The following is a 24992-nucleotide window of genomic DNA, read 5'->3' as shown; positions in this document are numbered from 1 at the left end:
TGGGTCTTGCCCTTATTTAAGGTTGAAGAAAACAAAACCCTGAGTCTGGTCAGAGTAAGCACTGTCGGCGATTGTTGAGCGTGCTTTCATTTCATACTGTTGGCAGGTATACGAGTCGAATGAGTAACCTTCGCCAAAAGACGCGCAGTCGAGCTTACCCATGCTGCGTAGCTGATTAGCCTGTGTCAGGCCTGGAGCAGTGGTTAATGGAGCTAAAGTTTTGAACACTTTTAGACTCGGGAAACGCTGCCTTAACGTCGCGTCAGGTTCAGCTGCAGCGTTGGCTTGTGTTTCGTCAATTGCTGTTTGTAATTGCGTACGGTTGGCTTGGATACCGAAACTTGCCATCTGCGAGCGTATTTCCGTTTGCGCCAACTGAAAAGCGGTATTGCGAAACTGATTGCTGCTGGCCATGCGTTCTTCGTTGGTAGCAAAGCGCGCGGCCGTTATCCCTGCAATTGTCAGCACCACTAGAAAGATTAGGGCCACTAATAGGGTGGCTCCTTGCTGCTGTTCTAGAGACGGGTGATTAATTTTCATAGCGATATCTCTAGATGTTCTTCAGCTGGATAGTGGTGGTGAAGATTTGCCGGGCTAAACCGTCATCAGGGGCGATGGGAGGAGCATCCAGCAAGTAGAAGTTACGTACAGGTGGTCGTGGGTTAATGGTGTCAATGGATGTTGCCAACAGTGCGATACGCACTGACAGCACTTTGCCCCAGCTGGTTACTCGGTCCGCCGAGACAAATTGATTGACGCTGGTTGAGTCGCCAGCGGCATCGACTCCGTACAACACTTGCATATTTTCAACCCCATCGATCAGCCTTGAAGTCGGGCTGATGGGCTGGTTAGTAGTACGGTTGAAAGATCGACACGCTAGGGCAGGTGATGGATTGTTACCATCAGCCGCGGCAATAAAGTAAGTGTTAATAATGATTTGGTTGTCAGGGATTATCACCCCTGCGCAGTCACGTTTTGCCCCGTCGATTGATGGTGGTTCAAAGGTAAAGCTCACAGTGTCTGGGGCATTAGCCCCGCCGTTTGCTGAGCAGGCTGCACCGCTGTTCAACGCGCAATTGCGAGGTTCTATCGGGAAAGGTTTACCCAAGGGCGCACCTGGCGATACATAACCGGCAATCCGTGCACTCTGCGAGATAAACTCCAAGCCAAAGCGTCCGTTTTCTTGGAGTTTGGACATGGCGTCATTAACGGCGAGTGTTTGCCGGCTCGACAGGAATACTTGAATGACGCCCAGCAGCAGAATAATGCCCAGTGCCATGCCGATCATCAGCTCAACCAAGCTGAGGCCGGATTGCTTAGTTTTGGCAGTACGCTTTAGAGGAATTCTCATCTTTCTACCTGCACGGTGCCTGACATGTTTTCTGGAGTTGCACCGCTGGTATTTGTGGATCTGCTTTGCCAATTAGCGGTAATGGTAAAGACGTTGCCTGTCGCGGCTATGTCCAGTGGGGTGAGTCCCGCCGCAGCAGGCCCCAAGAAGTCTCGGCTGGTATAACGCCCGTCGGCAGCAGTGGCATTGGCTGCATAGGCTGTGGTTGCGCCGTATGTGCATTGCGCTTCCCAGCGATCGAATGTGGCCATTTGCGCCGCCGAGCAATTAGCGGCATTTACTTTGGCGCCCGATACAGGGTCAAAATAGTCACTGCAGCGTTGGGGCGGCAATGCTGCACAGTTGACGGCCGCGGTGTAAGCACTGACGGCAGCATCAGGGTTGGCACGCATGCGCTCAGCCAATTCCTGTACAACCCAAGTGGCTTGAGTACGAAAGCCACTGTCGCTCGAGCTCTGTAAGGCGCTGAGTTGCAGGGCGGCAAAACCCAGCAGGCCAACGGTGAATACCAAAAGCGTTACCAATGCTTCAATCAGCGATGTGCCGCTCTGAAAGCGTCTCATATCAGCAGTCATCATCACGTTCTACCTTTTTGTAAGAGGCCTTGCCGATTGCGCCTATATAGATGCAGCGTGCTTTAGTGCCTGTGGCTTCGAGTTTTGGGGAAGTGATTTTGAATGCCTGTGCGCTAACCCCAGAAAGCAGGGTGCCGTCACGGCGAAAGGTCAAACGGTTAGTTGACTGAAGATAGGGCGCCGTGATCTGTACATTGCTGTTAGCTGATTGAAAGTTACGAATCACCGTGGCACTGGTGCAGTTCACGATGTCGGCCGGGCCTACACACCAGCCGCTGCCCCACCCTGCCGCGCTATTGGTTGCAGGAATGACCACAACATTAGCGTTAAGCTTGGTAGCCTCGTTGCGGGCAAAGGCTAAAGAGTTAAGTAACTCACTGGATTGGCTGCTGACGCCTTGGGAAACAATGAATGTACTCATGTTCGGCGCCGCAATAGCGGCTACGACCGCAAGCACGGCAATCGTGACCAGAAGTTCTATGAGAGTGAAACCGCGTTGGCGTTGCATGTAAATCCCCTTTGCCGAGCGTGCAACTTAATCAGTCGCAATCATAGCTACAATCAGCAGCTTACTGACTGGCTGTTGCAAAGGGATGAGTGGTTTAGCACATAATTATTTTGTCGATTTAGACACCTTTTTGCTTTTGACTTTGCCGAGTCGGCTGACCACTACATGACGCATTTCCTCACTCTTGCGTACCCCAATACGAAAAGTCCCATTGCTGATTGATGTCAGGCCTCGACCGTTAAAATGCAGTGATTTTCCTGCACCCACTCCGCGCCAGTTAACGTCAATCTGTTCGGGAATGCTCAGCACTTTCATCAGGGTATCCTCAGGGTCTAGTTTTCGGTTGCCATCAAGGTCTTCAAATACACTGATTTCTTGGGTCCACACCTTAGTGCAATCGTTTGACTCATTGAGCGGGCACAGGGTTGTCCTTTTCCCGTTGGCGAGCGCTTGATAACGGGTGAACCGTATATAGTGGATCAGTTCAGAAGTGAATGAAGACAGTGCAGATGATCGCTTCATGCTTTGCAGGTTGGGCAGGCTCAGGCTCAACACAATGGTGACGATGGTCAGAATTATGAGCAGTTCAATTAAACTCAATCCATGTTGATTGTTATCGTGCATAGTGCAATTTCCCTGCGTTGGAATCTTGCCGTAGATTGTTCTGGGAGTTAAACGTGGTTGCTGTAATTGTCGGTGGTGGTGTCATGGGGCTTTTGTCGGCGCTGAATTTGGCAAAACACTCTGATGTGGTTTTGCTTGAGTCTGCGGCGGTGGGTACCGAGGCTTCCTGGGCGGGCGGCGGTATCGTTTCGCCGCTATACCCCTGGCGCTATAGCGATGCAGTGACGGCTCTAGCTCAGTGGTCGCAGGACTTCTATCCGAGGCTTGGCGAGCAGTTGCTAGCGGCAACTGGAATTGATCCTGAAGTGCATTCCACCGGATTGTATTGGCTGGATCTTGATGACGAAGATGCCGCTTTAGCCTGGGCAAGCTCACTCCAAAAAAACCTTAAGCCTGTAGATATCACTGCCGTTCACGCCGCAGTACCGGCTTTAGGGATGGGCTACCAGCGGGCGATTCATATGGCGGATGTCGCTAATGTGCGTAACCCCCGTTTGGTAAAGGCGTTGCGCGCCGCCTTGTTGCAACTGCCAAATGTCACCCTCAAAGAACACAGCCCGGTTACCGGTTTTATCCACAAGGATAAGCGTGTGATTGGCGTGCAAACGGCGGCTGGGGCGATCATGGGGGATCATGTCGTGCTCGCGGCTGGAGCTTGGAGTGGCGAGTTGTTAAAGCCGCTGGGTATCGAGTTGCCGGTGGAGCCGGTGAAAGGCCAGATGATTTTGTACAAGTGCGCTGAGGATTTTTTGCCGAGTATGGTGTTGGCAAAAGGGCGCTATGCGATCCCGCGCCGCGACGGCCATATTTTGATCGGCAGTACGCTGGAGCATGAAGGTTTTGATAAAACGCCAACCGATATAGCCTTGGCCAGCCTAACGGCCTCTGCGGAAGAACTTTTGCCTGCACTGGCCGATGCTGAAGTGGTCGGCCACTGGGCCGGTCTGCGTCCAAGCTCGCCCGAAGGTATTCCATTTATTGGTCCGGTACCCGGTTTTGATGGCCTTTGGCTTAACTGCGGGCATTACCGCAATGGCTTGGTCTTGGCGCCTGCGTCCTGCCAATTGCTGGCTGATTTGGTTCAATGTGACGTGCCTATAATCGACCCTGCGCCATACGCGCCAGAGGGGCGAATTTAACTGGCACTGCAAGGCGAGGCTTGTTGGCCGCGAATTAACGGCAAGGCTCTTGTAGGGCGTCTCAGCGCGAAGCTTGTCCACCACGATCGGCGTTAAACACCCCCCCCAATATTTGAGATCGCAATGGTGGATGGAAAGAGCGTCATCCACCCAACAAGTCAGGTGTTAGCGGCTCGACTGTTACCCTGTCGTTGCAACGGATGATGCCGCTTTGCAGCACTCGGGCGGTTATGCCGCCGTGACCGCGCATTGCTTGGAATGTGCCTTCACCCAGGCGTTCTTCTAAACGTGCGCATGGCTGGCACCAGCCGGTGGTTTCGAACAGCGCTTGGCCGATTCTGAAGCGCCGTCCTTTGAGGCTGAACAGGTTAATCCCGCTAATTGCGATATTGCGCCGCAATTCCTCGGGGCGAATTGGCTGTTCAGCTTCGCGGCTCAATAATGCGCTAACAACGGCCAGATGCTCCCATTGGATAAAGGTCACTTGCCGGGCATTGCGTGGTCCCGGGCGGCTGTGATCACCGGTCAGGCCCTCGTCCCGTCGCGCTTCCACCGCATCAAGCTCGATCATCGGCGCTCGAGACGCGGGGCGCACGCCAATCCAGCGCACTTGGCCCTGTTGGGGCACTGCTGCGAGAAGTGCTTTGAGCGGGCTGATTGGCGGGGTTGTCAGAGTCATATTTCGGTTTCCAGTGTGGGCAAGCTTTCGTCTGCGGAGATCACCATCTACGCCTAGGCATGTGACGCTCCTGTGGGTGGTCGACGCATTTTTCGGCCACCATTTTCGCAGACAGATTCGATTATTAATTGACCCTCGGTGGCCAAGCTTCGCGTTGACGCACCCTACAAGGGCCGCCGTCGAGGCCGCAAATATTCGACTTGTACGCATGGACCACATATGGAGTAACCGGGCGGGTGGATATTACGGTTACAGGCTCATGCCGGCATCAAAAATGACGCTGCGACCCAAAATGTTGCGTAAGAAATCCGGTGCATCGGCATGGGCAAAAATCACACGGGCGAAGGTGGGCGCAATCACTGAAAGCGAGCGCCAGCCTTGGCGCAAGAACTCCGTCGGTGGCGGGAAGTGACTGTTGAAGTCCAGCACCGAGCGTTTCAGATTGATATAGGCCAGTAAATCCAGCTCAGCCAAGTCGATATTACGCTCGCCGTAGTTGTGCGCTTTTTTGCTTAGGGTTGGCGCCAAGTGGGCGAGCATATCCTTGGCGGGGATGCGTTTGGGTTTGGCTTCGCGCCGTACGAGCTGGCTTAGGGAGAACGCCCGGCGACGGCGTTCGAGCTCCGCGCGCCATTCATCATTGAGCCGCCGACCTTCGTCAAGCACGAAGAACACCTCAAAATTGGCATCACGAAACAGCACGTCGGGTGGTTCGTTGCCGGGTGCGCTGAACTCTTCAATTCGGTGGCGCAGGTTAAAGGCTTGTAACAGGCGTTGGCAGACCCAGCGCTCACGTTCCCATTTACGCGCATTCGATAAAAAATCATTGGCTTGCTCCGCGTGGTCGGTGAGCAAACGTAAGAAGTCTGAGTCATCCATTGGCTTAGCTTAGCGCCAGGGCTGGGGAAATGGATATGCTTGGGCGACGATCAGCTTGAACTGTCGGACCGTTGCGCAGGGTGTAAACTGCCGGCTATCTGTCTGTTGTTGAGGTCTGGCGAGATGATTGGTGCAGAGCTACTCACAACTGGTAGCGCGCTGGTGGGCTGGTTGTTGTATGCGCCGGTGGTACTCTGGGCGATTGCCCGTGCGCCATGGGTAGCACTAATTAGCGATCTGCGCCGCCAGCATCTGGTGTTTGCCACAGCTTTGGCGCTGTTTGTGTTGTGGCTGGTGCGCCGTGATTTCGAATCAGGCTTGTCGTATCACTTTATTGGCATGACTGCGGTAACCCTGCTGCTCGACTGGCCGCTAGCGGTGTTGGTTGGCTTGCTGGCGCAGATAGGCTTGATGCTGCTGGGGCTGCAGGATTTACCGGCGCTTGGGGTGAACGGCATGCTACTGGTTGTGCTGCCGGTGGTGGTAACTGAACTCTGTGCGTTGCGGGTTGAGCGTGAGCAGCCTGACAATTTGTTCGTGTATATCTTCTTTTGCGGCTTCTTTCCGGCGGCATTGGCCACTCTGCTAGTGATCCTGTGCGCATTCGGCGTGCTGTGGCTTGACGGCGTGTTTGCGATGCCACCCTGGATAGAAGATTACGTTGGCTATCTATGGCTGGTGATATTCCCCGAGGCGTTTATCAACGGCTTGGTGGTGAGCGCGCTTGTGGTGTTCTACCCGGATTGGCTGGAAACCTTCAATCGCAGTCGCTACCTATCGGCGCCTTGGAAAAACGACAAAGACCCACCCGATTCGGGTGGCGTCCCGTAGGGTGGATGACGCTCTTTTCATCCACCATTTCCAAAGGAAAACTCGATCACCGTTTGACCCATGGTGGACAAGCTTCGCGTTGTCACACCCTACGAGGCCACCATTTTGTCGGCGGTTCGATATCAATGCGTGCGGGGAGGGATTTCTTCGGAGAACAGATCATCTTCCAGCTCGTTGCCGGGAATTGCATGTTCCTCTGATGCCCAGGCACCGAGATCAATCAGCTTGCAGCGCTCCGAGCAAAAAGGCCGGCTAGGGCTTTGCGGGCCCCATTCAACAGGCGCGGCGCAGGTTGGGCAGGCGACGAGAGTTGGTGTGGTCATGATTGGCCTCCACGTAAGGTCAGGTAAAAAGTATGCAGGCGCTCTACTTCACTGCGCAGCCATATAAGGTCGCGGTCATTCAGCAAGACGTCATCGGCAATCTTAAGCCGCTGCTGGCGCGTAGCTTGCGCGCCGAGAATCGCCTGCACTTGTGCGAGTGAGGTGTTGTCGCGCATCAGCGTGCGTTCGATCTGCAGCGTTTCCGGTGCATCGACCACCAAAACGCGCTGGGTTAACGCATGTTGGCCCGTCTCCACCAATAAAGGTGTGACCAAAATGGCGTAAGGCGAAGTGGCTTGCGCCAGGTACTGGCTGATCTCTTGATTGATTAGCGGGTGTAGCAACATCTCAAGCCAACGACGCTGCTCGGCATTCTCAAAGATCAGTTTGCGCAGTGCAGAGCGATCAAGTTGCCCGTCTTCCTGCAAGATGCCATCGCCAAAGTGTTCAGCGATCCGGGCTAGGGCAGGGCGGCCGGGTTCAACCACCCAACGCGACGCTTGGTCGGCATCGACCAAGTGCACGCCAAGGTCGATAAAGCACTGGGCTACCGCGCTTTTACCGCTGCCGATGCCGCCGGTAAGGCCCAAAATCCAAGGTTTCATGGGTGTGCAGGGGCTCTAATCAATCAAATAGGTCTGTGATTGTAGAGCAGCCGACTCATAACTTGCGACCCCTTGGAGGCCGCAAGAGATTTTGAGGCGCTTATTTAAGGCCAGCAAATTGCAGGTAGGTCCCGGTGATTTGATCACCCCAGATCAGCGCAATCCAGCCGGCGATAGCCAAGTAAGGGCCAAAGGGTATCGGCGTGCTGGTTTCGGCATTACGCAAGCGCAGCATAATCACGCCGAGCACGGCGCCAACCAAAGATGAAAGCAATATAGTCAGCGGTAGAATCTGCCAGCCTCCCCATGCGCCAAGCATTGCCAGCAGCTTAAAGTCGCCATAGCCCATACCTTCCTTGCCGGTGACCAGCTTGAACAGCCAAAACACCGTCCACAGACTTAAATAGCCAGCCACCGCTCCCCAGAGCGCATCATCCAGGCTGGTAAACAGGCCAAAGTGATTGGCGATCAAGCCCAGCCACAGGAGCGGCAGAACCAGTACATCGGGCAGCAACTGGTGATCGGCATCAATCAGGCTCATCGCCAGCAGGCCCCAGGTCAGCAGGAGCATCAATCCCGCTTGCAGGGTAAAACCGAAGTGCCAGGCAATAAAAAATGACAGCGCCCCGCAAGCCAGTTCAACTAAGGGGTAGCGCTTGCTGATTGCGCTTTTACAGCTGGAGCATTTGCCGCGTAAAGCCAAATAACTGACGACCGGGATATTCTCCCAAGGGCGAATCTCGTGCTTGCATGAGGGGCAAGTGGAGTTGGGGAAGAACAGGTTAAAGCTTTGCTGGCTGTCATCCTCTGGCAGTTCCAATGCTTCACGGGCCTGAGCTTGCCAGTCGCGCTGCATCATGATGGGCAGGCGATACACCAGCACATTTAAGAAGCTGCCAACCAGCAAGCCGATAACCAACGCGCATAAAGAAAAGGCCAGCGCTGAGCTGGCCAGAAAGTCGAGTGTTTGCATGAGTTAGACGACGTTGCCCAGCTGGAAAATTGGCAGGTACATGGCGATTACCAGGCCACCGACCAATACGCCCAGTACAGACATAATAATTGGTTCCATCAGGCTGGTAAGGCTGTCGACCATATTGTCGACTTCATCTTCGTAAAAGGTTGCTACCTTATCGAGCATCTCATCCAGTGAGCCAGACTCTTCACCAATTGCTGTCATTTGGATAGCCATTGTCGGAAATACATTTGTCGTGCGCATGGAGAAGTTAAGTTGCATGCCTGTGGAAACGTCAGCTTTGATTTTGTTAGTGGCTGTTTTGAAGACAATATTACCTGTTGCGCCTGCTACCGAGTCAAGAGCATCAACCAAGGGCACGCCCGCTGCAAATGTAGTCGATAAAGTTCGGGCGAACCTAGCGACAGCAGATTTATAGAGAATATCGCCCACAATTGGTAGTTTCAAAAATAGACGATCTAACCCATCACGAAATTTTTGAGATCTTTTATGGACCTCTTTAAATGCAAAGGCTATGGCGAATAAACCAACAAGAAATAATAACCACCACTTCTGCAGCACTTGTGAAAGGTTAATAACCATTTGCGTAAACGCTGGAAGCTCTGCACCAAAATTTGCAAATACAGATTCAAATTGCGGCACTACCTTGATTAGCAAGATGGCTGAGACAATTAGCGCAACTACTACAACGGCAATTGGATAGTTCATAGCCTTTTTGATTTTTGCTTTAAGTGCTTCTGTCTTTTCTTTATACGTTGCTACTCGATCAAGCAAATTCTCTAATGCGCCTGCTTGTTCGCCAGAATCAACAAGGTTGCAGTAGAGCTCATCGAAATATTGAGGCCTAGTTCTAAGTGCTGATGCAAAGCTATTACCCGCGGCTACCTGCTGTTTGATATCATCGACCAACTTGCGCATATTGGGGTTGTCAAACCCTTCACTTATAATATCGAACGACTGTAGTAACGGTACGCCCGCTTTCATCATGGTAGCCATCTGCCGAGTAAACAGGGCAATGTCCATGGGTTTTATTTTTTTGCCTCTGCCAAAAATTGAGGCAGATTTTTTGCGCACTTTGGTTGGGTTAATGCCTTGTTTGCGCAGTTGAGCTTTTACAAGTGCAGGGTTCTGGCCGTTAATTTCACCTTTTACCGTCGCGCCCCTTTTGTCCTTTCCTTCCCAGGCGAATACGCTGGTTTTTAATGCTTTTGCCGCCATGGTTAATCCTTGGTTACGCGGTTGACTTCCTCAAGGCTGGTGACGCCTTGCATCGCCTTCACCAGAGCTGAGGTGCGTAGATCATTAAAGCCGTCTTTGCGCATCTGCGCGGAAATGTCGATGGAGTTGCCTTCCTCCATGATAATCCGTTGCAGGTTAGGCGTGTTTTTAACCACTTCATATATTCCGACACGGCCTTTGTAACCGCCTTTGCAATTTTCACACCCCACAGGGCCAAAAATCTTGAAACTGCCAATTTTTGCCTCGGGGAAACCTTCTTCCAAAAGCGTCTCGCGTGGCACCTCCACTTCTTTCTTACAAATACCGCACAATTTGCGCGCCAAACGCTGGGCAATGATCAGATTGACCGAGGTGGCGATGTTAAATGAAGGTACGCCCATATTACGCAGGCGGGTCAAAGTTTCTGCAGCGCTATTGGTGTGCAGGGTGGACATCACCATATGTCCTGTTTGCGCGGCTTTAACCGCGATTGAGGCGGTATCAAGGTCTCGAATCTCCCCGACCATGATGATATCCGGGTCTTGACGCAGAAACGCACGTAGCGCCTGGGTAAAGTCCATACCCTGTTTTGGATTGACGTTGACCTGGTTAATGCCTTCTAAGTTGATTTCAACCGGGTCTTCCGCCGTGGAGATATTCACATCAGCGGTATTGAGGATATTCAGGCCGGTGTACAGGGATACGGTTTTGCCCGAGCCAGTCGGGCCGGTGACCAAGATCATTCCTTGCGGCTGTTTAAGGGCCGTCATATACAGGTCTTTTTGGTCTTCTTCGTAGCCGAGGGCATCAATGCCCATCTGCGCACTGGTGGGGTCGAGAATCCGCATAACGATTTTCTCGCCCCACAAGGTGGGCAGGGTGTTAACCCGAAAATCGATGGACTTGGTCTTGGAGATGCGCATTTTAATGCGGCCATCCTGCGGTTTGCGGCGCTCGGAAATATCCAGCGAGGCCATCACCTTTAAACGTGCGGAAATCCTTGGCGCGAGCTGAATGGGTGGACGCGCCACTTCATGCAAGATGCCGTCTGTGCGCAAACGCACGCGGTAAGTTTTCTCGTAGGGCTCAAAGTGCAAGTCAGACGAGCCGCCTTTGATGGCATCGAGTAGCATCTTATTAACGAAGCGGACCACGGGTGCGTCATCTGCATCCTGGCCGCCATCCCCTCCGCGAGGTTCATCTTCTACCGCCTCAACATCAAGACCATCCAAGTCGACATCGGCAAGGTCTTCCATGCCGCTGGTGCCAGAGTCAAAGAACTTATCAATGGCATCGCCGAGTTTATCGTCCTCAACCAAAATAGCTTCGGTATTAAGACCGGTGCTGAACTGGATATCGGTTACAGCTTGGTGGTTGGTGGGGTCGGAGACGCCAATAAACAGTTTATTGCCGCGCTTCCATAGCGGAATGATACGGTGTTGGCGCACCAGCTTTTCGCTGACGAGGTCCCGCGGCTGACTTTCTTTGTCAATGGAGCCAAGGTCAACAAATGACACGCCGAACTGATCAGAAGCCAGCTCTGCCAACGCCCGGCTTTTCACCAGTTTGTTTTGCACAAGGTAGGTGACCAGCGACATTTTATTACGCGTGGCTTGTTGCTGCGCTTGCTGGGCTGCTTTCTCATCGAGCAGTGCGGCGATGACCATTTGCTTGGCTAGGCCGGTGAGAGAGACGACGTCGTTCATTGCGACCTCCAAAAACTATGCCTGCGTTATAGCCTAGTTGAAGGGCAGAACCAAACTGACATTCTGAGGCTGACAAATTGCGTCACATGCTGTCGTTAATTCGGCCTAGATTGTTCGGGCGTTTGGTGTCCTCAGCATGATCGGCGCAGTTTTGAGAGTTGGCACGGTGACTGCATTGGTTTGGTTAGGTCGTTGGGCCTATTCATTTCTAGGAGAGTTACATGAAAGCTCAAAAAGGTTTTACTCTAATCGAACTGATGATCGTGGTTGCGATCATCGGTATCTTGGCTGCTGTAGCATTGCCTGCTTATCAAGACTACACCGTGCGCGCTCGTGTGACTGAAGGTCTGAATCTTGGCGGTGCGGCTAAAATTAACGTTGCTGACGTTTTGGCTTCGGGTAATCCACGTGCTGACGCCGATGGATATGCTCAAGGCTACAACGCACCAACAGCGACAAACAATACAACAAGTGTAGTTATCACTGAAGCTACAGGTATTGTTACAATCACTACCACAGCTAACGCTGGCAATGGTACGTTGACTCTTACTCCGAACGCTCCAATTGGTACTGCACTACCAGCTGGTACTGCTGCGTTTACTCCACCTGCTGACGCTGTTGCATGGCGCTGCATGGCGGCCGGTGCGGACGCTGCTGGTTATGCTGGTGCGGCTGCAGGCACTTTGCCCGCTCGTTTTGCACCAGCAGAATGTAAGTAATAGTCATAACGATTTAAAAGGAGCACTTCGGTGCTCTTTTTTTTAAAAGAATTTTTTATGTATTTATCAAAGCGATACAAGCCAGCAATAATTTTTAGCCTTAAGCATTTGTGCTGCAGTGTCAGCATTGCTCTGCTTTCTGCTTATTTGGTCTTCTATATTTGGTACCCGGCGCCTTACGATGTGCTTGCTGGTGGGCGTGAGCTTTTTTTGTTGGTGATTAGTGTTGATATTGTCGCTGGACCTTTATTGAGTTTGGTTGTTTATAATCCTGTGAAATCTAAAAAAGAGTTGTTTTGTGATATAGGTATCGTTGTTTTTTTACAGGTTCTAGCTTTGGCTTATGGTTTGTACTCAATGTCTCAAGCTCGGCCGGTATTCTTAGCTTATGAGGGGGATCGATTTCAGGTAGTGAGTGTTGCTGACATCGACTTGGATGCGATTGCAATGGCGCCAGCGGAGCTGAAGTCGCTGAGTTTTTCGGGCCCTAAATTAATAGGAGTTAAGCTGTTAGGGTCAACTGATAAAGGTTATGTGGAAAGTATTCAGTTGGCGATGGCTGGTCAGCCGCCATCATTCCGCCCTGAGCGCTGGGCAGAATATCAATCCCAATCGAGCAATGTGGTGAGGCATGCAAGGGCTCTTTCTGAGTTGATTAGCCATTATCCAGAAAGCCAAGCGCATATTGACGAGATGGTTAAAAAGTCAGGAGTTGCGCTTGATCAGTTAGGTTTTTATCCAGTGTTATCCTACAAGGCTGTGGGGTGGGTGATTGTAGTCGACCTAAAGTGGGGTAGGCCTGTTTTCTTCTTGGACTTAGATGGCTGGTTTTAATATTCGCAATGCCTCACAACCCCAACCGCATCGACAAATCCACTGCTTTAACATCCTTAGTCAACGCCCCAATAGACACATAGTCCACGCCGGTTTCGGCGATGGCTCTTAGTGTGGATTCGTTGACGCCGCCTGAGGCTTCGAGTTTGGCTTTGCCTTGGGTGAGGGCGACGGCTTGGCGCATGTCATCCAGCGACAGTTCGTCGAGCATGATGATGTCGGCCCCGGCGTCTAGTGCTTGTTGCAGTTCTTCCAAGCTTTCCACTTCGACTTCTACCGGTTTGCCCGGTGCGATCTTGTGCGCGGTTTTTACCGCTGCATCGATACTGCCGCAGGCGGCGATATGGTTTTCCTTAATAAGGAAGGCGTCGAACAGGCCGATGCGGTGGTTATGGCAGCCGCCGCAAGTTACCGCATACTTTTGCGCAAGGCGCAGGCCTGGCAGGGTTTTGCGGGTGTCGAGGATTTTGATCTGAGTGCCTTGCACCATGTCGGCGTAATGTTGGCTGCGCGTGGCTACCGCAGACAGGGTTTGCAAGAAATTCAGGGCGCTACGCTCGCCAGTCAACAGGGCGCGGGCGGGGCCTTCTAAATGGAAGAGCGCTTGGTTGGGCTCTACACGGTCACCGTCAGCCACTTGCCAGTGCACCGCGACGCGATCATCAATCTGACGGAACACCGCATCAACCCAGGCTGTGCCACAAATCACCGCGGCATCGCGACTGATGACCGTGGCGTGGGCCAAGCGTTCTGCGGGAATCAGTTGAGCGGTAATGTCACCGCTGCCCATGTCTTCGGCTAGTGCCCGGCGAACGTTGGCCTCAATTTCGGCAGTCAGGTCGGCGAGGATTAGGTTAGGCATGGTGCGCTCCATTTTCTGTGAGCGGCGATTATAAAGGCAGAAAACGCCACTGCGCAGCTATAAACAGATCGCTGATTGGGCTCGCTCGACTGCTGGCGCAATGCCTTAGAGTGAATTATTTGCAGGGACTTCAGTCTTAGAACCTAACCGTCGAACGTTTTATACCGCTCGTCAGTTGGGTAGGCCATGTGTGACCTGAGTCATGCCTGATGCTGTTGAAGGCTTGGTAAGTTGTGCTACATGGCTATAATACGACCATACATTAGATTATTGACGCCATTGAATTGACGTTCATTGGCATCAATCGATTGCATGCAGAGATAGCAGCCATGGAGGGCAATCTGCAGGAGACGGGCAAACATGACAACTGACGCTAAGGTGGTTCACCTTAATCCTCTGGCTGCGGAACAGGCTAACGCTGCTTCCGCGGCGAGGCTGCCTGCTGCCCTGGTTCAGTTGCGCGATAAAGCTGCTCAGCAGCTGAAGCAAGCCCTGCAAGCCCTGTTTGATAATGCCGACGACACGCTTTTCGAAATGGCCGACCGGGCCAGCAGCAATGGCGAGCAAAATGCGTTCTTCGAAGCCATGCGCGACTTGCGCCTGAAGCGAAAGAACGTCGAACGCGAGTTCCTTCAAGCTATTTTCGAGTCCTTTTCTACCCTCAATCAATATTCCATCGGCAAGCCGCCCGCCCTTGATAGCGTGTCGTTCGACAGCTTATCGCTGGTGCAGAATGATGAGCTTGAGGAGACCGTGGCTGTTGATGCAATGGTCGCCAAGGTTCTTAGCCGCGATAGCCAAGCGCTGGGCCACCTCACCACGCGTTTGAATGCATTGGTCAGCCGCAAGCTTGATGACAAGAGCAACCCCTTGGGGCCAGCCTCCTTGTGCGCCGATTTTTTGAGTGCATGTGCCAGCTTGGGAGTCGAGATCAGGGTTAAGCTGATCATTCTCAAGTTGTTTGAAAAATTTGTCCTGGTTGATCTTGATCAGCTGTATGCCGAAGCCAACCAGCAACTGGTCGCGGCAGGTGTTTTACCGGAATTGAAAACCGCACCGCTTCGTCGCCCATCGACTCATGGTCAGGCTGCAAGTCGCAGTACAATGGGTGAAGTCGGTCAGCAGCAGGCAAGCGCTCCCGGCGAATTTGCCGAGCAGGACGTGCAAGAGGTTTTTAGCGCTCTTCAAGATCTGCTTTCGCAAGCACGCGGTTCTATGGTGCATCGCCAAGCGCCTGTTGACGCCATGCCGATTACCAGTAATGACCTGATGCGCCTGCTGTCGCATATGCAGCAGCGCGCCCCAATGCAGGCCAACAACGACTTTGTGTTGCGCGACCAGCTTGATCAGTTGCTCAGCCGCGCCAGTGCCAAAAGTGGCAAGAAGCGGATCGTCGGTGAAGTTGATGAAGACGTCATCAATCTGGTGTCGATGCTCTTTGAATTTATTCTTGATGACCGCACCCTTCCGGATTCGCTAAAGGCGCTGATTGCGCGCCTGCAGATCCCGATGCTCAAGGTTGCGGTGCTCGACAAGACCTTTTTCAGCCGCGGCAGCCATCCTGCGCGCCGTCTGTTGAATGAGATTGCGGCGGCATCCTTGGGTTGGGGCGACCAGGACACCGCGCAGCGCGATAACTTATTCCAGAAGATTGAGCAGATAGTGCAGCGCCTGCTTAACGACTTCGTTGATGATCCGCAGATTTTCGCCGAATTGCTCAGCGACTTTATGGCGTTCACCGTTGATGAGCGTCGCCGCAGCGAACTGCTTGAGCAGCGCACCCGTGATGCCGAAGAAGGCAGTGCCCGTTCAGAACTTGCGCGCAAGCAAGTCGAGCAGGCGCTGAATGAGCGCTTGTTAGGTAAAAAGCTGCCTGAAGTGGTTGTGCGTTTACTGCAGGAAGGTTGGAGCAATGTACTGACATTGACCTGCCTCAAGCATGGCACCCAGTCAGAGGAGTGGGCTGCTGCGCTGGCGACCATGGATGATTTGATCTGGAGCGTGGAGCCTCATGCTGATCCGGAGGCGCGCTTGCGCTTGCTGGAGTTGGTGCCAGGCTTGCTTAAGGCGTTGCGCGAAGGCATGACCAGCGCGGCGTTCGATCCATTTGCTACCAGTGAGTTTTTCAGCCAGCTCGAGATGCTGCATGTTCACGCGTTCCAACGCTTCAAGCGGATCATGGCTGAGCCGGCTCTGACTGCGAACAAGGAACAGAACCAAGCCTTGCTTGATGCCGGGATCGAAGTGCCGTTGCTGGAAGTGCCGCCCATTGATGAGCCAGAAGTGGCACCGATGGTCGAAGTGGTTGAAGAGATCGTGCTCTTGGCTCCGGGCGAGACTGAAGTGCCACAAGCCGAAATCGCCCTGCCTGATGACGATGAAATGCTGCCTAAAGTTGACGCCTTGCGTGTCGGCAGTTGGGTTGAGTTCCTCGAGGATGACGAGCACAAACTGCGCTGTAAGCTGGCGGCGATCATTAAACCGACTGGCAAATTTATCTTCGTTAACCGTACCGGTATGAAAGTGCTGGAGAAAACCCGCATGGCCCTGGCCATCGAGTTCCGCCGCAATGCCATCCGTTTGCTCGACGACGCCCTGTTGTTTGACCGGGCGCTTGAGTCGGTTATCGGTAACCTGCGCCGCCTAAAGAACAGCTGATTCGTTAGTCCTTGTGTAAACGAACGCCCAGCCACGTGCTGGGCGTTTTGTTGTGTGGGGCATTTTATTGACGGCCATCAATGCACGCCTGGGACTGACGCTCTGGTCCGCTGAATGACGCTCTGCGGTCAGGAATATCTGATATTTTTGCGTGGCCCTTCGGGTGAATGACGCGCTTTTCATCCACCATTGCGGTCCCGGATATTCGGGTTGTTGGCGCGGGCGATGGTGGACAAGCTTCGCGTTGTCGCACCCTACAAAGGCCTATCACCGGCTGGGTGGGCGACGTCGGGTCGGGTGGATAACGCGCTTTTCATCCACCATTGAGGTCTCGAACATTCGATTAATCGTCGAGCCTAGGCTTTGACCCATCTATAGGATATGCACTTCGCGTTGCCACCCCTGCGTGATGGCTCTAGAGTAGGCACCTGTGAAGAGGACTCTGTATGCAACTGGACGCCCACACCGGTTGGTTTCAAGGCATTCGCCATTGCCCATCGCCTAATTGCAATGAACGGCCTGCCGGTGAGATCTCGCTGCTGGTGATGCACAATATAAGCCTGCCACCGGGCGAGTTTGGCGGTGGCAATGTGCATGCTTTTTTTCAGAACCAACTCGATGCTGACAAACACCCATACTTCGCTGAAATTGCTGCGCTGACGGTATCCGCGCATTTTTTGATCGAACGTGATGGGGTGATTACCCAATTTGTTTCCTGCCTGAACCGGGCCTGGCACGCTGGCGTATCCTGTTTTGACGGGCGCGAGAACTGCAATGATTTTTCCTTGGGCATCGAGCTTGAAGGCACCGATGAATTGCCGTTTAGCGATGCGCAATATCATGCATTGAAAGCGCTCACTTTGGCCTTGCAACGTGGCTATCCACAGATCACTCTTGAGCGTATGCGTGGCCACAGTGATATTGCACCTGGACGCAAAACCGATCCGGGACCGGCATTTGACTGGCAGCGTTTGCGCGCGAGCTTGACTGAATAATAGAGGCTTATATGAATTTTCTGGTGTTGCTGTTGGTGCTCTGGGTTGAGAAGTTCTCGGCCTGGCGCAGTGCCATTCAGCAGGACGGTCCTTGGCTGCGCCTGTTAGCCAAAGTTGAACGCAGCGAGCACTACCTGGCAACGCCTTGGTTTGCGCTTATTGGGCTGTTGGCAGTGCCGTTGGCGGTTTTGGCGCTGGTGCTTATTGTCTTGGCGCCAGTGGCTTATGGTTGGCTGGCGCTGCCCGTGCATTTATTGATTGTGGTTTACAGCCTGGGTCGTGGCGACTTGCTGGCTGCTTTAGGGCCATTTCGTGACAGCTGGCGACGGAGCGACAGTGAGTCGGCCTATCTGGTGGCGGGTCGCGACCTCGGGATTGATGCGCAAGATGCTGAAAGCTTGCTGACCAATGTGCAGCAGTACCTGGTCTGGCAGGCGTATCAAAGTTTCTTTGCGGTGATTTTCTGGTATGCCTTGCTCGGTCCATTGGCGGCATTGGCGTATCGCTTACTAGCCCTGATTGAAGAGCACTCGCAGCAACCGGCTCTGCAGTCGCGAGCTGGGCAGTTGCGCCACGGCTTTGATTGGTTGCCGGTGCGCGTGCTCTGCGTGAGTTTCGGTTTGGTGGGTAACTTCGTTGGGGTCAGCCGGGCACTGCTGCACGAATTGCTTAGCTGGGATATCAGCGCTGCGCGGTTGGTTGCCAATGTTGCCAGGGCCGCGGGTGAGGTGCCTGCGCCAGTTATAGGTGAAGTAGGGGTTAATACCCTCGATGATCTTTGGCAATTGCTCGTGCGTTGCGCGATTCTTTGGTATGCCGTGTTTGCATTGTGGACGCTGTTTTTATAGGTTGCACGGGTGTGGCAGCGTGGAGCATGTCGGCCGGGTGGCATAAATCGCCGGGTTGCGTTGGTTGGTAATGGTGGATGAGAAGAGCGTCATCCACCCTGCGCGTGGGCCGTATTGCAGGCTGGTTTTGCTTAATCGATACCCAGCTTCTTCAGTCGATAGCGCATTGAGCGAAAGCTCAAGCCGAGCCGTTGCGCGGCGGCGGTGCGGTTCCAGCGGGTTTCTTCGAGGGCTTGAACGATCAGTTTGCGCTCGATGTCTTCCAGATAATCTTCCAGATTATCGATCTGCGCCAAGCTCGCTTCACCTTGCTCTGACACTGAGCCCGCATCGGCGAGGCGTAAATCTCCGGCGGTGATTTGATCGTCCTCGCACAAGGTGTAGGCGCGCTCAAGCATGTTTTCAAGCTCGCGAACGTTGCCGGGGAAGCGGTAACTTTTGAGCTTTTCCAAAGCATCTGCTTGTAGGGTTGCCGCTGTTGACCCACTCCCGTTGGACAGACGTTTGAGCATGACATCGGCGAGCTCTGCGATGTCTTCACGGCGCTCGCGCAGCGACGGAACCCTGAGTTCGATCACGTTCAGGCGGTAGAATAAATCTTGACGGAAGCGCTCGGCAGCCACTTCGGCACCGAGGTCTTTGTGGGTTGCACAGAGGATGCGCACATCAACCACCGCTTCATGTTGGCCACCAACAGTGCGCACCGCTTTTTCCTGAATGGCCCGAAGCAGTTTGACCTGCATGGCCAGTGGCAAGTCGGCCACCTCGTCGAGAAACAAGGTACCGCCATTTGCCGCCTGGAACAGCCCTTGTTTGTCTTCCACAGCGCCCGTGAAACTGCCTTTTTTGTGGCCGAAGAACTCGCTTTCCATCAGCTCCGACGGGATTGCGCCGCAGTTCACAGGAACAAAAGGCTGCTCACTGCGCGGGCCTTGTTCGTGAATAAGCCGGGCGACAAGTTCTTTTCCGCTCCCTGACTCGCCGCTGATGTAGACCGGGGCCTGGCTGCGCGCCAGCTTATGGATCTGCTTACGCAGGGTGCGCATCGGCGGTGAGTCACCCAGCAAGCGGCTGTCTACCGGGACTTCTTTGCCGTCAGCTGCCTTAATTCGCAGCGCCGTGCTAACCAGCTCGCGCAGGCGGCCGAGGTCGACTGGTTTGGTCAAAAAGTCGAAGGCGCCGGATTTGAGCGCATTAATGGCGGTGTCGAGGCTGCCGTAGGCGGTAATCATCGCGACGGGCATTTGTGGGTGCCGTTGGGCAATGTATTGCACCAGGTCCATGCCGGTGCCATCCGGAAGCCGCATGTCAGTCAGGCACAGGTCGAAGGGTTCTTTGGTCAGCCATTCGCGGGCTTCTTTAACATTGCGGGCGCAGCGAGTATCGAGCTTCATCCTGCCCAGGGTAATTTCCAGAAGTTCGCGAATATCCGGTTCATCGTCGACGATCAGGGCTCTCTGGCGGGTCATTGTAAGCTCAGTTTGCTGGCGTGGGCGAAGGTAATGCGAAAGCAACTGCCGCCTTCTTCGCGGGGTTTATAGTCAAGGTGTGCCTGGTTGCTTTCACAGAGTTCACGTGAAATATACAGGCCCAGACCGGTGCCCTTGGCTTCGGTGGTGAAGAAGGGCTCAAATATATTCTGATTCTGTTCTGGGCTGACGCCGGGGCCGTCATCAAGAATCTCCAGCACCGGAAGGTCCCGCTCAGTCTCGCGGAACAGTTGCAGCCAAACCTGTCCATGCGTGTGCTTTTGCGCGCTGTAGCGCAAGCCGTTCTCGACTAGATTAGTCAGCACCTGAGTCAGTTGGTTGGGATCCATGCGGGTTTGGATGGTACCGACCTGGGTATCCAAGTGCAGTTTTTGACTGGCAGGCATCGTGCTGCGGAACTCGCTGGCAAAGCGGTGCAGCCAGTATTTGAGGTCAAGCAGTTGCGGTTCTGACTGGCGTCTGCGCGAAAGCTGTAGAACGTTTTCAATCACCAGATTCATGCGCCGCGAGTGATCGTGAATGATTTGCGCCAAGCGCTGGTCGGGCGGCGGGAGGTCTTCCGACTCCTGGAGTAATTGCGCCGCGTGGCTGATGGCGCCGAGCGGGTTGCGGATCTCGTGAGCAATACCCGCCGTAAGGCGGCCGAGAGAGGCGAGCTTGAGCTGCTGGGCTTGCTGGGCTATCTGCGAAATATCATCCAGAAACACCAAGATATGGCGTTGCTGGCCGCGCTGCAGAGCAACGAAGCTTGGCTGCACTATCGGTCCGTCGGGGAATGCTTGGAGGCTGGCAGGACGCATAGCGGGATTTTGTCGCCACTGCTGCAAACGCTTAACCAGCTCGGGTGTATGGGGGTCAAGAATCTTGCCCGCCAAGCCGTCACTGCCGAGCAAGGTCAGTGCGCCGTGGTTGGCCAGCAATACTCGGTGCATGCTGTCCAACACAAGGATACCCGTGCGCATTCGTTCGATAATCAGGGCATTCAGGGTTTCCAGGCTGGCAACGTCCGCCGCCCGCTCGCTGGCCAATTTCTCGCTGTCATACAGGCGCCGGGTTATGCCTTGAACGAACAGGGCTGCCGCGAAGCACAGTACACCGAGGGCGCCAGCCTGAATATATTGGCTGGCAGCGGCGGGGCGACTGAGGCTCAGGTAGAACGTCAGGTAGATCAAGCCGACAGCCGCGGTGGCGGCAATGAAAATACCGATACGCCCGCGCAATAAGATGTTGGAGATCGCCACTGCAACGATCAGCAGGTTGCCTATGCCGCTGGGTGTCCCGCCTGCAGCGTAAAACAGGCATGACAACAGGATGACGTCGACCAACGCTAGGCTCACAACCTGCAGAGAGCGCTTTGGCTGTTGCACCGCGAGTGTGACCAGCACGTTGAATATCAGGTAGAACCAGCTGATGTTACGGAACATGGTGGCGTGGGTCATGTCCAGCAGCTCTGTGTCCATGTCGCTTGAAATCAGCAGGACCAGCAGCAGGCCGATGATCAGCCTATACAGGTGATACAGCTTAAGAATTCGCCTGCCTTGGGCGCCGCCTAGCGCCAGAATGTCATTGACCACCTTGATCGGGGCCTTGTCTTAAGTGCGCGGTGCTGCAAAACCATTGCGCGCCATTCTCCAGCGCGTGTTCGCGGGGAAGGTGTACCCCGCAGTTGGCGCAGCGCACCATAGGTTTCGGTTTGGCTGGCGCTTGCTGTTTGGCGCTGTGCTTGGCTTGAGTGAAACGCCGCCACAGCCAGAAAGCCGTTGCGATGATTGCCAGGAGAAATAGCAGGCGAAATAGGCCCATAACAGACTCTTCTTGGTTAATGGCAGCAGTTTAACCAAGCGCGAGCCTGCGGCACAGTCGTTATGTCACGCTTCTGCTGGGTTGCTACGCCCCAACGGCGGTCGACGCCTTTTTCGGCCACCATTTTGGTCACGCAGAGTCGGATAACTGGTCGATTGCTGTTGGCCAAGCTTCGCGTTGACACACACTACGGAGGTCATTGTTTGTGGTCGTGCCAGGTGCGCAATAAAAAAGGGAGGCCATATTGGCCTCCCTTCGGATCACGCACTGTTTAGGGCGCGATCAATCAAACAGGCCAAAGGTCATGTAGCTGAACCATGAGCGGTCTTCTTTGCCTTCGGCTGTATCGAGTTGTTGATCCACGTCTTTGAGCTCATCCGGAATTTCGTCTTCAGCTTCTTCGTATTGACGGATAACGTCTTGGCTGGCGCGTGTTTCGCCCGGCGGCAATGGTGCATCGTTTTCGATCAGGCCCAATGTTGCCTTGCTCAGCCAACTGCGGTCATCGTCTTCCTGACGCAGGGGCACGAATTTGCCATCTTCCAGGCTGGAGTTGTCTGGGTAGTTGAGCTTAAGGGTTTCCAAACTGCTGTCAGCCAGTTCGTTCAGGGTCAGGTGCTGGTAAGACTCAACCATCACGGCTAAGCCGTCACCGACAGAGGGGGTTTCCTGGAAGTTTTCCACGACGTAGCGGCCACGGTTGGCGGCGGCGACGTAAGCCTGACGGCTCATATAATAGTGGGCGACGTGAATTTCGTAGGCCGCCAGCAGATTGCGCAGGTAAATCATGCGCTGCTTGGCATCTGGCGAATAACGGCTGTTCGGGTAGCGGCTGGTCAGCTGAGCAAACTCATTGTAGGAGTCTCGTGCAGCACCTGGGTCACGCTTGGTCATGTCCAGCGGCAGAAAGCGGGCGAGCAAGCCACGGTCCTGATCAAAAGATGCTAAACCTTTCATGTAATAGGCGTAGTCAACGTTTGCGTGCTGTGGGTGCAGGCGGATAAAACGCTCGGCAGCAGAGCGTGCAGCTTCTGGCTCAGCATTTTTGTAGTAGGCGTAGATCAATTCCAGCTGTGCCTGTTCGGCATAGCGGCCAAACGGATAGCGCGACTCCAGGCTCTTAAGCTTGGTCACGGCGCTGGTATAGCTATTATTGTCGAGATCCGTCTGGGCCTGCTGGTACAGCTCAGACTCACTGAGGTTCTCATCCACGGTGTCGTTGGATGAGCAGGCAGCCGTAACGGCGAGAATGGCGATCAGCAGCAGGTGTTTCACTTGCATGGCGGCTAGCGTCCCTGTGACGGCGGCTGTCTTGAACAAAGCCGTCCTGTTATGATGGGCGCCCCTGGCACTCCCGGGGGCAAAGACGCCGTATTTAACCACAAGCGCGTAGCTGAAACCAAAGGCTATGCCCCCGCCGTTGCAGAGCATGTCATCTATAAATAAGCAGTCCATACAATTAAGTGCCGAAGTACCGACCGATTTAGGCGGTCAGCGCCTTGACCAAATCGCCGCGCAACTCTTTGCGGAGCACTCGCGTTCGCGCCTGACTGCGTGGATTAAAGAGGGCTTGCTCACGGTCGATGGCAAGGTTATTCGTCCACGCGATATCGTTCACGGTGGCGCCCAGCTTGAGCTTAATGCTGAGCAAGAGGCCCAAGGTGAGTGGGTTGCACAGGATATAGCTCTGGATATCGTCTACGAGGATGACGATATTCTGGTGATCAACAAACCTGCGGGTTTGGTGGTGCATCCGGCTGCCGGCCATGCCGATGGCACCCTGTTAAATGCTTTGTTGCACCATGTTCCAGACATTATCAATGTGCCGCGTGCCGGTATTGTTCACCGGTTGGACAAGGACACGACGGGCTTGATGGTGGTGGCAAAAAATATTCAGGCGCAGACGCAATTGGTCGACCAAATGCAAAAGCGTACCGTTAGTCGCATTTATGAGTGCGTCGTCATCGGGGTGATTACCGCAGGCGGCAAGATCGATGCGCCAATTGGTCGCAGTTCGTCACAGCGTCAACGCATGACAGTGACCGACGGCGGCAAGCAAGCGATCAGCCACTATCGGGTACTTGAGCGATTCCGTTCGCACACCCATGCCCGGGTCAAGCTGGAAACCGGGCGTACTCACCAGATTCGTGTGCACATGAGTCATGTCGGCTTTCCGCTGATTGGCGATCCTGTCTACGCCGGGCGCTTCCGCATTCCGCCTGCGGCAAGCCCGACCCTGGTACAAAGCCTGAAAGAGTTTCCTCGCCAAGCCCTGCATGCGCGCTTTCTCGAACTGGATCACCCGGTAACAGGTAAGCGTATGAAGTGGGAGTCGCCGCTGCCAGACGATTTAATCTGGTTGCTGACGCTGCTGCGCCAGGACCGTGAGGCGTTCATCGGGTGAAACGGGTTGCTCATGATTGGTTGATTCCTGACTGGCCGGCACCTGTGCGGGTCAATGCCTGTGTGACAACTCGCAACGGCGGGATCAGCGCAGAACCCTTTGCCAGCCTCAATCTGGGCATGCATGTTGATGATGACCCGGTTGCGGTAGCGAAAAATCGCCAGCGCTTGATGAGCCAGGTCGGTTGTCAGCCGGCGTGGTTGAGCCAGGTGCATGGGGTTGTGGTGGCGCAAGCCGATACCAGTCGTGTGGTCGAGGCTGATGCCAGCTGGACTGAAACGCCCGGTGTGGCCTGCACTGTGATGACCGCCGACTGTCTGCCTGTACTGTTTTGCGACCTTGCCGGTACCCGCGTGGCGGCAGCGCATGCAGGGTGGCGCGGCTTGGCCAGCGGAGTGCTTGAGGCAACTTTGGATACGCTCGGCTTTGATCCGGCTGAAACCCTCATCTGGTTGGGGCCGGCAATTGGCCCCGATGCCTTTGAAGTGGGTCCGGAAGTGCGTGAAGCCTTTGTCAGCCAGCATCCGCAAGCGATTGAGGCCTTTGTTGCAAGCCGCAATGCCGGGCGCTTTATGGCTGATATTTATCAGTTGGCACGTATTCGTCTGGCCGCACGGGGCGTGACTGCGGTTTATGGCGGCGGGTTTTGTACCTTCAGCGACCCACGCTTCTACTCCTACCGCCAAGCTGCGCGCACTGGCCGGTTTGGCTCACTGGTCTGGCTGGCCGACTAGGGATCGATTGAAAAAGGTAGCGAGCGCAGGGAGTACAAGGCGAAAGTATGCGAAAAAGCGCAGTTTAGTTGCCCTAAATGAGCATTTTTAGCAGCCTTTAAACGCAGTAATCTCCAGCGCAGTAGTTTTTCAGCGACTCCCTAAGGTATTTGTCAGGTTGACTTGAAAAACACCCTTGACAGCCTCATCTATTATTCATCTCAGCAGGTTTGTTAAAAAACTACTCGAGCA

The 24992-nt window shown here is 54.1% G+C and carries 26 protein-coding genes; 9 read left to right on the top strand and 17 right to left on the bottom strand.

Annotated elements, in window-relative coordinates:
• Positions 1 to 12: 12 nt before the first annotated feature.
• From AACY09_RS05995 to AACY09_RS05975, 5 genes are all read right to left on the bottom strand, one after another.
• Positions 13 to 540: a pilus assembly PilX family protein gene (locus tag AACY09_RS05995; RefSeq protein ID WP_339486625.1), complete on the bottom strand. Its 528-nt coding sequence runs from the start codon at positions 538 to 540 to the stop codon at positions 13 to 15.
• A gap of 10 nt (positions 541 to 550) precedes the next feature.
• The gene (locus AACY09_RS05990) at positions 551 to 1351 is read right to left on the bottom strand and encodes a PilW family protein (RefSeq protein WP_339486624.1); all 801 of its coding nucleotides are present in this window, start codon (positions 1349 to 1351) and stop codon (positions 551 to 553) included.
• Positions 1348 to 1914 carry a type IV pilus modification protein PilV gene (gene pilV / locus AACY09_RS05985; protein ID WP_339486623.1) on the bottom strand — a complete coding sequence of 189 codons (567 nt, stop codon included), beginning with the start codon at positions 1912 to 1914 and terminating at the stop codon, positions 1348 to 1350. The genes AACY09_RS05990 and pilV overlap by 4 nt, the downstream gene beginning before the upstream one ends.
• A gap of 1 nt (position 1915) precedes the next feature.
• Entirely contained in the window at positions 1916 to 2434 is a 519-nt protein-coding gene (locus AACY09_RS05980) for a GspH/FimT family pseudopilin (RefSeq protein WP_339486622.1), read from the bottom strand.
• A gap of 105 nt (positions 2435 to 2539) precedes the next feature.
• Complete coding sequence (locus tag AACY09_RS05975) at positions 2540 to 3058, bottom strand: GspH/FimT family protein (RefSeq protein WP_339486621.1); 519 nt, start codon at positions 3056 to 3058, stop codon at positions 2540 to 2542.
• 53 nt (positions 3059 to 3111) lie between these two features.
• Between AACY09_RS05975 and thiO the strand changes: the two genes are divergently transcribed.
• Entirely contained in the window at positions 3112 to 4197 is a 1086-nt protein-coding gene (thiO, locus tag AACY09_RS05970) for a glycine oxidase ThiO (RefSeq protein ID WP_339486620.1), read from the top strand.
• Positions 4198 to 4339: 142 nt separating this feature from the next.
• Here the strand turns inward: thiO and AACY09_RS05965 are convergent, their stop codons facing one another.
• On the bottom strand, positions 4340 to 4855 hold the full coding sequence (locus tag AACY09_RS05965; RefSeq protein ID WP_339487088.1) for an MOSC domain-containing protein: 516 nt from the start codon (positions 4853 to 4855) through the stop codon (positions 4340 to 4342).
• A 270-nt stretch (positions 4856 to 5125) separates the two neighbouring features.
• Complete coding sequence (locus AACY09_RS05960; RefSeq protein WP_339486619.1) at positions 5126 to 5755, bottom strand: DUF1780 domain-containing protein; 630 nt, start codon at positions 5753 to 5755, stop codon at positions 5126 to 5128.
• A gap of 123 nt (positions 5756 to 5878) precedes the next feature.
• Between AACY09_RS05960 and AACY09_RS05955 the strand changes: the two genes are divergently transcribed.
• A complete protein-coding gene (locus tag AACY09_RS05955) occupies positions 5879 to 6586 on the top strand; it encodes an energy-coupling factor ABC transporter permease (protein WP_339486618.1) in 708 nt (235 codons plus the stop codon).
• A 122-nt stretch (positions 6587 to 6708) separates the two neighbouring features.
• Here AACY09_RS05955 and yacG read toward each other — a convergent pair whose 3' ends face one another.
• From yacG to pilB, 5 genes are all read right to left on the bottom strand, one after another.
• Entirely contained in the window at positions 6709 to 6909 is a 201-nt protein-coding gene (gene yacG / locus AACY09_RS05950) for a DNA gyrase inhibitor YacG (RefSeq protein WP_339486617.1), read from the bottom strand.
• Entirely contained in the window at positions 6906 to 7514 is a 609-nt protein-coding gene (gene coaE, locus AACY09_RS05945; RefSeq protein WP_339486616.1) for a dephospho-CoA kinase, read from the bottom strand. The genes yacG and coaE overlap by 4 nt, the downstream gene beginning before the upstream one ends.
• 100 nt (positions 7515 to 7614) lie before the next feature.
• Positions 7615 to 8487: a prepilin peptidase gene (locus AACY09_RS05940; RefSeq protein ID WP_339486615.1), complete on the bottom strand. Its 873-nt coding sequence runs from the start codon at positions 8485 to 8487 to the stop codon at positions 7615 to 7617.
• A 3-nt stretch (positions 8488 to 8490) separates the two neighbouring features.
• The gene (locus AACY09_RS05935) at positions 8491 to 9708 is read right to left on the bottom strand and encodes a type II secretion system F family protein (protein WP_339486614.1); all 1218 of its coding nucleotides are present in this window, start codon (positions 9706 to 9708) and stop codon (positions 8491 to 8493) included.
• A 2-nt stretch (positions 9709 to 9710) separates the two neighbouring features.
• Complete coding sequence (gene pilB / locus AACY09_RS05930; RefSeq protein WP_339486613.1) at positions 9711 to 11414, bottom strand: type IV-A pilus assembly ATPase PilB; 1704 nt, start codon at positions 11412 to 11414, stop codon at positions 9711 to 9713.
• Positions 11415 to 11635: 221 nt separating this feature from the next.
• Here pilB and AACY09_RS05925 point away from each other — a divergent pair, with 221 nt between their 5' ends.
• Together AACY09_RS05925 and tfpZ are read left to right on the top strand one after the other, a co-directional pair.
• Complete coding sequence (locus AACY09_RS05925; protein ID WP_339486612.1) at positions 11636 to 12133, top strand: pilin; 498 nt, start codon at positions 11636 to 11638, stop codon at positions 12131 to 12133.
• Between the two features lie 30 nt (positions 12134 to 12163).
• Positions 12164 to 12967, top strand: coding sequence for a TfpX/TfpZ family type IV pilin accessory protein (tfpZ, locus tag AACY09_RS05920; RefSeq protein WP_339486611.1), 804 nt, complete (start codon positions 12164 to 12166; stop codon positions 12965 to 12967).
• 13 nt (positions 12968 to 12980) lie between these two features.
• Here the strand turns inward: tfpZ and nadC are convergent, their stop codons facing one another.
• A complete protein-coding gene (nadC, locus tag AACY09_RS05915) occupies positions 12981 to 13829 on the bottom strand; it encodes a carboxylating nicotinate-nucleotide diphosphorylase (protein WP_339486610.1) in 849 nt (282 codons plus the stop codon).
• 360 nt (positions 13830 to 14189) lie between these two features.
• On the opposite strand from nadC, the gene AACY09_RS05910 reads away from it, so the two are divergent.
• From AACY09_RS05910 to ampE, 3 genes are all read left to right on the top strand, one after another.
• Positions 14190 to 16487 carry a DUF1631 domain-containing protein gene (locus AACY09_RS05910; protein WP_339486609.1) on the top strand — a complete coding sequence of 766 codons (2298 nt, stop codon included), beginning with the start codon at positions 14190 to 14192 and terminating at the stop codon, positions 16485 to 16487.
• Positions 16488 to 16933: 446 nt separating this feature from the next.
• Positions 16934 to 17482, top strand: a complete 549-nt coding sequence (gene ampD / locus AACY09_RS05905) for a 1,6-anhydro-N-acetylmuramyl-L-alanine amidase AmpD (protein ID WP_339486608.1) — start codon at positions 16934 to 16936, stop codon at positions 17480 to 17482.
• Between the two features lie 11 nt (positions 17483 to 17493).
• Positions 17494 to 18330 carry a regulatory signaling modulator protein AmpE gene (gene ampE, locus AACY09_RS05900; RefSeq protein WP_339486607.1) on the top strand — a complete coding sequence of 279 codons (837 nt, stop codon included), beginning with the start codon at positions 17494 to 17496 and terminating at the stop codon, positions 18328 to 18330.
• Positions 18331 to 18461: 131 nt separating this feature from the next.
• Here ampE and AACY09_RS05895 read toward each other — a convergent pair whose 3' ends face one another.
• The 4 genes from AACY09_RS05895 to AACY09_RS05880 all read right to left on the bottom strand — a co-directional run bounded on the left by AACY09_RS05895 (position 18462) and on the right by AACY09_RS05880 (position 22904).
• The gene (locus AACY09_RS05895) at positions 18462 to 19799 is read right to left on the bottom strand and encodes a sigma-54-dependent transcriptional regulator (protein ID WP_339486606.1); all 1338 of its coding nucleotides are present in this window, start codon (positions 19797 to 19799) and stop codon (positions 18462 to 18464) included.
• Positions 19796 to 21394 carry a sensor histidine kinase gene (locus AACY09_RS05890; RefSeq protein ID WP_339486605.1) on the bottom strand — a complete coding sequence of 533 codons (1599 nt, stop codon included), beginning with the start codon at positions 21392 to 21394 and terminating at the stop codon, positions 19796 to 19798. The genes AACY09_RS05895 and AACY09_RS05890 overlap by 4 nt, the downstream gene beginning before the upstream one ends.
• Positions 21384 to 21623, bottom strand: coding sequence for a PP0621 family protein (locus AACY09_RS05885; protein WP_339486604.1), 240 nt, complete (start codon positions 21621 to 21623; stop codon positions 21384 to 21386). Before AACY09_RS05885 ends, AACY09_RS05890 begins: the two co-directional genes overlap by 11 nt.
• Positions 21624 to 21905: 282 nt before the next feature.
• Positions 21906 to 22904 carry an outer membrane protein assembly factor BamD gene (locus AACY09_RS05880; RefSeq protein ID WP_339486603.1) on the bottom strand — a complete coding sequence of 333 codons (999 nt, stop codon included), beginning with the start codon at positions 22902 to 22904 and terminating at the stop codon, positions 21906 to 21908.
• Between the two features lie 148 nt (positions 22905 to 23052).
• Between AACY09_RS05880 and rluD the strand changes: the two genes are divergently transcribed.
• The gene (gene rluD, locus AACY09_RS05875; protein ID WP_339486602.1) at positions 23053 to 24027 is read left to right on the top strand and encodes a 23S rRNA pseudouridine(1911/1915/1917) synthase RluD; all 975 of its coding nucleotides are present in this window, start codon (positions 23053 to 23055) and stop codon (positions 24025 to 24027) included.
• Complete coding sequence (gene pgeF, locus AACY09_RS05870) at positions 24024 to 24761, top strand: peptidoglycan editing factor PgeF (protein ID WP_339486601.1); 738 nt, start codon at positions 24024 to 24026, stop codon at positions 24759 to 24761. Before rluD ends, pgeF begins: the two co-directional genes overlap by 4 nt.
• Positions 24762 to 24992: the final 231 nt, after the last annotated feature.

It is taken from the genome of Pseudomonas sp. EL_65y_Pfl2_R95 (genome assembly GCF_963971045.1).
Classification (GTDB): Bacteria; Pseudomonadota; Gammaproteobacteria; order Pseudomonadales; family Pseudomonadaceae; genus Aquipseudomonas.
Note: the sequence above shows the minus strand (reverse complement) of the source record. Positions and strands in the feature narration are given on the sequence as shown.

Coding starts and splice junctions, on each gene's coding strand:
- AACY09_RS05995 (WP_339486625.1), bottom strand. CDS start 540: ATGAAAATTAATCACCCGTCTCTAGAACAGCAGCAAGGAGCCACCCTA.
- AACY09_RS05990 (WP_339486624.1), bottom strand. CDS start 1,351: ATGAGAATTCCTCTAAAGCGTACTGCCAAAACTAAGCAATCCGGCCTC.
- pilV (WP_339486623.1), bottom strand. CDS start 1,914: ATGAGACGCTTTCAGAGCGGCACATCGCTGATTGAAGCATTGGTAACG.
- AACY09_RS05980 (WP_339486622.1), bottom strand. CDS start 2,434: ATGCAACGCCAACGCGGTTTCACTCTCATAGAACTTCTGGTCACGATT.
- AACY09_RS05975 (WP_339486621.1), bottom strand. CDS start 3,058: ATGCACGATAACAATCAACATGGATTGAGTTTAATTGAACTGCTCATA.
- AACY09_RS05960 (WP_339486619.1), bottom strand. CDS start 5,755: ATGGATGACTCAGACTTCTTACGTTTGCTCACCGACCACGCGGAGCAA.
- AACY09_RS05955 (WP_339486618.1), top strand. CDS start 5,879: ATGATTGGTGCAGAGCTACTCACAACTGGTAGCGCGCTGGTGGGCTGG.
- yacG (WP_339486617.1), bottom strand. CDS start 6,909: ATGACCACACCAACTCTCGTCGCCTGCCCAACCTGCGCCGCGCCTGTT.
- coaE (WP_339486616.1), bottom strand. CDS start 7,514: ATGAAACCTTGGATTTTGGGCCTTACCGGCGGCATCGGCAGCGGTAAA.
- AACY09_RS05940 (WP_339486615.1), bottom strand. CDS start 8,487: ATGCAAACACTCGACTTTCTGGCCAGCTCAGCGCTGGCCTTTTCTTTA.
- AACY09_RS05935 (WP_339486614.1), bottom strand. CDS start 9,708: ATGGCGGCAAAAGCATTAAAAACCAGCGTATTCGCCTGGGAAGGAAAG.
- pilB (WP_339486613.1), bottom strand. CDS start 11,414: ATGAACGACGTCGTCTCTCTCACCGGCCTAGCCAAGCAAATGGTCATC.
- AACY09_RS05925 (WP_339486612.1), top strand. CDS start 11,636: ATGAAAGCTCAAAAAGGTTTTACTCTAATCGAACTGATGATCGTGGTT.
- nadC (WP_339486610.1), bottom strand. CDS start 13,829: ATGCCTAACCTAATCCTCGCCGACCTGACTGCCGAAATTGAGGCCAAC.
- AACY09_RS05910 (WP_339486609.1), top strand. CDS start 14,190: ATGACAACTGACGCTAAGGTGGTTCACCTTAATCCTCTGGCTGCGGAA.
- ampD (WP_339486608.1), top strand. CDS start 16,934: ATGCAACTGGACGCCCACACCGGTTGGTTTCAAGGCATTCGCCATTGC.
- ampE (WP_339486607.1), top strand. CDS start 17,494: ATGAATTTTCTGGTGTTGCTGTTGGTGCTCTGGGTTGAGAAGTTCTCG.
- AACY09_RS05895 (WP_339486606.1), bottom strand. CDS start 19,799: ATGACCCGCCAGAGAGCCCTGATCGTCGACGATGAACCGGATATTCGC.
- AACY09_RS05885 (WP_339486604.1), bottom strand. CDS start 21,623: ATGGGCCTATTTCGCCTGCTATTTCTCCTGGCAATCATCGCAACGGCT.
- AACY09_RS05880 (WP_339486603.1), bottom strand. CDS start 22,904: ATGCAAGTGAAACACCTGCTGCTGATCGCCATTCTCGCCGTTACGGCT.
- rluD (WP_339486602.1), top strand. CDS start 23,053: ATGTCATCTATAAATAAGCAGTCCATACAATTAAGTGCCGAAGTACCG.